General features: G+C 56.6%; 5 protein-coding genes. 1 reads left to right on the forward strand and 4 read right to left on the reverse strand.

What is annotated here, in order from left to right; genetic code table 11:
• Window positions 1-98: 98 nt before the first annotated feature.
• Complete coding sequence (locus tag IZU87_RS16820) at window positions 99-350, reverse strand: BCCT family transporter (RefSeq protein ID WP_213115304.1); 252 nt, start codon at window positions 348-350, stop codon at window positions 99-101.
• A gap of 428 nt (window positions 351-778) precedes the next feature.
• On the opposite strand from IZU87_RS16820, the gene IZU87_RS16825 reads away from it, so the two are divergent.
• Window positions 779-1,708 (forward strand): LysR substrate-binding domain-containing protein, encoded by a 930-nt coding sequence (locus IZU87_RS16825; RefSeq protein WP_213115305.1) that lies wholly within the window; start codon window positions 779-781, stop codon window positions 1,706-1,708.
• Between the two features lie 285 nt (window positions 1,709-1,993).
• Here the strand turns inward: IZU87_RS16825 and IZU87_RS16830 are convergent, their stop codons facing one another.
• The 3 genes from IZU87_RS16830 to IZU87_RS16840 all read right to left on the reverse strand — a co-directional run bounded on the left by IZU87_RS16830 (window position 1,994) and on the right by IZU87_RS16840 (window position 6,027).
• A complete protein-coding gene (locus tag IZU87_RS16830) occupies window positions 1,994-3,766 on the reverse strand; it encodes a GMC family oxidoreductase (protein ID WP_213115306.1) in 1,773 nt (590 codons plus the stop codon).
• Window positions 3,767-3,779: 13 nt separating this feature from the next.
• Window positions 3,780-5,240: a cytochrome c gene (locus IZU87_RS16835; RefSeq protein ID WP_249330714.1), complete on the reverse strand. Its 1,461-nt coding sequence runs from the start codon at window positions 5,238-5,240 to the stop codon at window positions 3,780-3,782.
• Between the two features lie 61 nt (window positions 5,241-5,301).
• Complete coding sequence (locus IZU87_RS16840; RefSeq protein ID WP_213115307.1) at window positions 5,302-6,027, reverse strand: gluconate 2-dehydrogenase subunit 3 family protein; 726 nt, start codon at window positions 6,025-6,027, stop codon at window positions 5,302-5,304.
• Window positions 6,028-6,322: the final 295 nt, after the last annotated feature.

Genomic DNA, 6,322 nt, shown 5'->3' on the forward strand with positions numbered 1-6,322 from the left:
GTCGTTAGGGTTTCACCCATGGCGAGTGGTCCTCTTGAATCGTGTTCTGGCAGGAACATCCTGATTCTACAAGAGAAAACCACTCGCCATCTTCGTTTTCAGGTCGGCCTCATGAATAAGCCGGGATAAAGTGTGACGGCCAGCATGTAATACCAGCCGAAGGTATTGCCTATCCAGTCGAGGCAATACCCGAAGAAGGCGGTGGCCTGCTCCGTGAAGCCCATGGCATACGCCACAAGCAGTACGATGGCGATCAGTGAATAGCGAAAGACCGCGTGGTTGAGATGATTGCTTGAATCCGTTTGAGATGCATCATGCGTCGCAAGATGCGCTACATCCTTTGGTGTCATGCTCAATCTCAAGCTCCTGCGATAATGGGGAGGGAGTCGATGCGACAATTATTTTAGAGTTGCCGTGTCAGCCGGAAAGGGCAGTCCAGGCATGGGGGCGCTGCTTGCAATAGGGATCTGGCGGGAATACGTGCACTCGCAGGCGGCATGCCTCAAGGCCTGATGGTGCAGGCAAACTGGAGACGACGTCGCTACCCAGGCATGGGGGGAGGCAGCGCTGTAGCAGGCCGTAATCGGATGTGATGCAGGAAATGAGGGGCTAAACGAGTCATAGGCTCTATGCATTACATTTGATTATGGAATATGGCGAAACGACGTCTTCTGAGAGGACCGGGTCATCACAAGATATTATGCAAGTCGCGAGTCTCCATGAGCGGCATGAATCTGTAAACTGGCCCATTGTTAATCAGAGGGTATTACCTGAACTTATGGCAAACATCGGTCGTCATGTGTCACCCAACCTGTTGCGTGTGTTCGAGGTGGCTGCACGTCATCATGCTTTCACGCACGCTGCTCAGGAATTGCGCTCAACCCAATCTGCCGTCAGTCAGCAGATTCGAGCGCTCGAAGATGCGTTGGGGGTGGCGCTCTTCAATCGAGTGCATCGTGGGGTTCGCTTGACGAAAGCAGGTGAGCAGCTGTTCCAGAGCGTGCAGGAGGGGTTTGCTGTCATCGAGAGAAGCATCAGCGACATTCAGCAACTGACGACGTCCCCGGCTCTCAATATCTTGACCGATTTCGCCTTTGCCAGTGCGTGGCTGATGCCAAATCTGCCCGAGTTCCGACGGCTCAATCCGGGCATTGACGTTCACTGCATGACCAATCAGGGCGTGCTCGATCATTCGATGCAGGAGATCGACGTTGCGCTGTTATTCTGCGGTGAAGAGGACCGACGGCCTCGGCTATTGCGCGAGCGGGTCTTTCCCATCTGTAGCCCTGACTTTCTGGCGCGCCATGGGCCCATTGAGCAACCTGAGCAGCTATGCCAGCTTCCGCTGCTGACCTTGACGGCCGCACACGGACAGGTCTGGATGGATTGGCCAGCGTATTTCATGGCCCATGGGATCGGCCATGTCTCCGGGCAGCGTGAGCTGGTCATGAACAACTACCCACTTCTGTTGCAAGCTGCAGCTGCGGGGCAAGGCATGGCGTTGGGATGGGATGGGTTATGTGATGAGGCCCTATCCTCTGGGCGTCTGGTGGCGCTTCGTGACTTTTGTCATGACACACGCCACGGGTACGCATTGATCGAGGTCAATCCCACCGAACCTTCTCCGGCCAAGCAGGCGTTGATTGACTGGATCACCGCTCGGTTTGGTGATCCCGATGCTGTTACACAGGTAGCCTTAGACAAGTGATACGAGAGTGAGCCGTCTGCACGAAACCCGCTGTGGAAGTTGCTGTGCGAGATACGTAGCCCTATTGGGGTATTAACGCTTCCAGGGGGGGGGGCCTCAGGCGTGTGACACCTTCCTCGGCAGCGCTGGAGGGCGTCGAGGATGTCATGGAAAGAGAGCTTGTCGTTTTTCTACGCCTGGCCATTCTGCCCCTGAAGACGCACCAGGCGTAGTGGCATCGAGTGACATGTCACGATGAGGTTGGAACATCTCATCGGACACAGGGTATGGGGTGGCGTGGGGCAGTCAACTGCGTGACATCAGAGGTCCCGGATTATCAAGATAGCGTTCTCGAATATGCTGTGCCGACCAATAGGTGAGGGCTGCGACCGTTCCCGTGGGGTTGTGTTGCATATTCTGTGGGAAGGCACTGGCCCCCATGACGAAGAGATTGTGCGCATCCCAATGCTGTAGATATCGATTGAGGACGGATGTCTTTGGATCTGTCCCCATGATGGCACCACCGGTCAGATGCGTTGACTGATAACTTGAGGGATCGAAGTGGTCACCCCGCTGTTTGACGCTCTCGGTATGATAGTCCGGTTGCAACTGGGCGACGATTTCACGCATCCGCTCTGCCATGAATTCCGTCATTCGTAGGTCGTTATCTTTCCAGTCATAGGTCATGCGCAGCAAGGGATCACCATGCGGATCCTTGTACGTGGGGTCCAGATCCAGGTAGACGTCTCGATAGGACATGTTCGTTCCGGTAGTGCCCAGCATCATGTGATGTCCGTAGTGCTCGCGTACCTGCTTTTTCCATTCACTGCCCCACTGCGGCGTTCCCGGAGGCGTGCGCAGTGCACCGATAGCGCCTCCCGGACCTTGGGTGGTATAGATGTAGGAGCCTCCAATGAAACCGTGTTGCTCGGTATCGAAGGTATCGGGGCTGAAGTCATCAATGACCTGTCCACTGCCACCAGCCGAGATGAAGGGGTTGAATTGATGATCCTTGAAGTAAAGATCCATGGAGCCCGTGATCTGGTAGGAGAAGTTGCGTCCCACCACCCCGGTGTTGCTTTCCGGGTCATAGGGTTTTCCAATCTCGGACAACAGCAACAAGCGGACATTGGATAAGGGAAATGAGGCAAGAATGACCATGCCCGCAGGCTGAAAGACCTCATTGCCATCAGTATCGCGATAGATGACCCCTTTGACCGTGTCATCTTCCTCGTGCTTCACGATACGTGTGACTTCACAGCCCGTCCGATACGCGAAGTTCTGGCGTTGCTTGAGTGCATCAAGCGTGCAGGTCTGTGGGGATGCCTTGGAATAGTTGAGGCATCCGTAGTTACTGCAAAAGCCGCAGAAGTTGCAGGGACCCAATTGCATGCCATAGGGGTTGGTCCAGGCGCCTGACACATTGGCAGAAGGGTAGGGATAAGGGTGCCAGCCTAGTGCCTTGGTCGCCTTGGTGAACAAGGTGTCCGTCAGGGTTCTCGGCAAGGGAGGGAGCGGGAACGGGTTCTTGCGCGGCCCTTCGAAGGGGTTCCCCCCTTCAATCATTTCCCCTTGGATATTGCCAGCCTGACCGGATAAGCCTGCGACCTTTTCGAAGAAGTCATAGTGAGGTTCCAGCTCTTCATAGCTGACGCCATAGTCCTGGATGGTCATGTCCTCAGGCAGAAACCCGGGAGAAAAGGTGCGATCGGCAAAGCTCCTGAGTGCCAGTTCGTTTGGTGTGGCGCGATATAGCACGCCTGTCCAATGCGAACCCGCGCCGCCCACGCCATCACCGGGATGGAAGGTTGTCCAATGACGCTGGGGAACGGCCTGTTCCTGGCGATTGCGTCGTATCGTGACAGTGCTCTGACGTGGGCGCTGCATCATCTTGAGGCGTACGCCGTACTTGAGCTCATCGGCAGGCTTGGGATACAGGAAGTCTTCTTTGCTCCGATCTTCCCCGCGCTCAAGCGCCAGCACGTTCAATCCAGCGCTCGTCATTTCCAGGCCCATGATGGACCCGGTCCAGCCAAGACCGATGATGACGACATCGACGTCTGGTTGTGTAACGGACATGTCTTGATTCCTTTCAGTTCGACAGAGGAGTGGACGTGGCGCCTTCGGGCGCGTGGCCTAGGGAGTTAGGTCGGCCTTGTTGCGCATGATTGACAGGCCCGTGTGCCTGCCTCACTTCCGCCACCTGCTCAGGAGTCACCCTGGAGGCGTCATTGCTCCAGCTCTGTCGGACAAAACTTGCCAGGCTGGCGGCTTCCTCGTTGCTCAAGCGCCAATCAAAGCCCGGCATTTGCAAGCGTTCCGGGCGTTTTGGTGTCGACGGCAACTGTGCGCCATACAGAATGGTACTGATCAGGGCTGTCGGATTGTCCGCGTTGACCTGGGTGTTACCGGAAAGCGGGGGGAAGACGCTATCTGCCCCTCTGCCATTGGCGAAATGACAAGCATTGCAGTTGTCCAGATACAGACGAGCCCCCTCGTCCAGGGAAGTCGCGCTCGTCAGTTGCCGTGTCGTGGCATCCGGTGCTGTGTGGGAAGATGGCGTCGATGCGGGGGCGGATGAGGCGCGTTGCTTGTCCGTGGCGCCCAGCGTCGTCAGATAGGCCGCGATGGACGATAAGTCCGCATCAGTGAGGTGAGACGTGCTGTGCTGAATGACAGAGGTCATTTCGCCGCCAGTCGCGGCGTGGCGATTGCGTCCAGTGGCCAGATAATCGATGACATCGTCTTCCGACCAATCGCGTAATCCTGATGCGTCGCCCCCACGCAGAGAAGGTACCTGCCACTCGTTCAGCTCAGTTCCAGCCAGGTACTCGTCGCCGTCCTGGTCGTTGAGCGCTTTTTCCTGCATGAACAGGCCGCGGGGCGTATGACAACTGCCGCAATGTCCCGCGCCTTGCACCAGATAGCGTCCACGCTCCAACAGTTGCTGTCGATCACCAGAGAGATCCCTGGAATGATTGGCGGAAGAGGTATTCGATACCTCATCGACGAACAGCCAGTTCCAGAACCGAATCGCCCAGCGCTGATTGAATGGGAAGCTGAGAGAGGTCTCCGGTGCGGGCTCGGTGACAGGGGGTACTCCCTCCATGAAATAGGCATACAGTGCCTTGATATCGTCGTCACTCAGGCTGGCATAAGACGGGTACGGCATTGCCGGGTACAGATAACTGCCATCTGCACGTATCCCTTGTCGCAGAGCAGCGGCGAAATCCTGCTCACGATATTCCCCGATCCCTGCCTTGGGCGCTGGCGTGATATTGGTGGCGTAGATGGTACCGAAGGGACTCTCGATGGGGCGTCCCCCTGCGTACTCTTTACTCGCGCCCTCACGGGTGTGGCACGCCATGCAATCTGCTGCTCGGGCCAGGTAGGCGCCGCGCTTGATCAGTTGGGGATTGGCCGCACTATCCGTACTGATAGAGGACTGACTATGTGTAGGGCTGTCACCGAGAACGGCCATTGCCGCACCTGCGGCACTCACGGCAGCCGCCAGGAGTGCGAGGCGTACTGGCCAATTTCTGTATTGGGGCATCCGTTGCTCCTGTTACCCGTCGTCCAGTGGGAGATTGGCTGAATAATTTGAGCGGTGCTGATCAGCCGCGCTTTCCGGCAAGGCTGACTGGACCGAGCGGATAGGGCACATCATGTTGTGTGACCCACTCGCGGAAGCTGGCGCGAGCGCCAGTGAAGCCAAGCATCTTCCAGCCCACCATGTTCCGGTTTCCGCCATACATGGGATCGGAGAGATACCCTTCGCGTGTGTTCTGCAAGAGAAAAGCAAAGAAGGTGGCGGAAGGGAGATCGGGTATCCCTGCGGCTTTGAAATCAGCTCGTCCATTTTCCAGGTCGGTTAGCAGCGCATCTTTCTGCTCTGATGAAAGGTCAGTGAATTCCTGTCCCGTTTGTTGCTTGGCATGGTGACGGGCGCCTTGAATCCCCAAGCGATAGAGTTCTGCAGGTGTGTGGGGGAGCTGATAACCAAAGACGGGATCGGCGTTCGGGTGAAAGGGGCCTTGCATGTACCAGTCGCTCGCCTGCCCGTAGTCTCCACTCAACTCCTTGTCGATGAAAACTGGGACGTTGGCCGTCAAGGCCCCGGCACCATGTTCATCTTCAGGTATCAGGCGATCGGTGGCGGAGAGAATGAATTCCCATTCTTCCTCGTTGAAAAACGCAGGAACGTACTGATGAAGAGGTGGGGTCGCCGCATCCGACGACTGGCTGAACAGCAGGCTTGGAGCCAAGGTGACGGCAGGGATGACGGTCAGTGAGTTCCGCATGAACTCACGGCGTTTCTGACCTTCGGAATCGAGCGACATATTGCCTCCTTGAGCGCGGTGTGTGAAGTGGACCCCATCCTTTGGACCACCTGACGGGTCGTCTAAGCTCGGATCAGGTCATCATCGGCGTCAGGCCGCCTGGATCAGTGGTTGAGAGAAGTACACTTCATCAGGTGTAGCATCGTCTAGCCCTTGGTGGGGCCGCTCCCCTATCTGCCAGCGTAGTTGTCACCTAAACGGATTGAGAGGTGATCAACGTGCGTTATTCCACAGAGCGTAAGGAAGCCATCCTCAAGAAGATGGCGCCGCCTATGAGCATGACCATCCCGGAATT

Origin of the sequence: Cobetia sp. MC34, from assembly GCF_018340035.1 — a bacterium.
In the GTDB taxonomy this organism is placed as follows: domain Bacteria; phylum Pseudomonadota; class Gammaproteobacteria; order Pseudomonadales; family Halomonadaceae; genus Cobetia; species Cobetia amphilecti.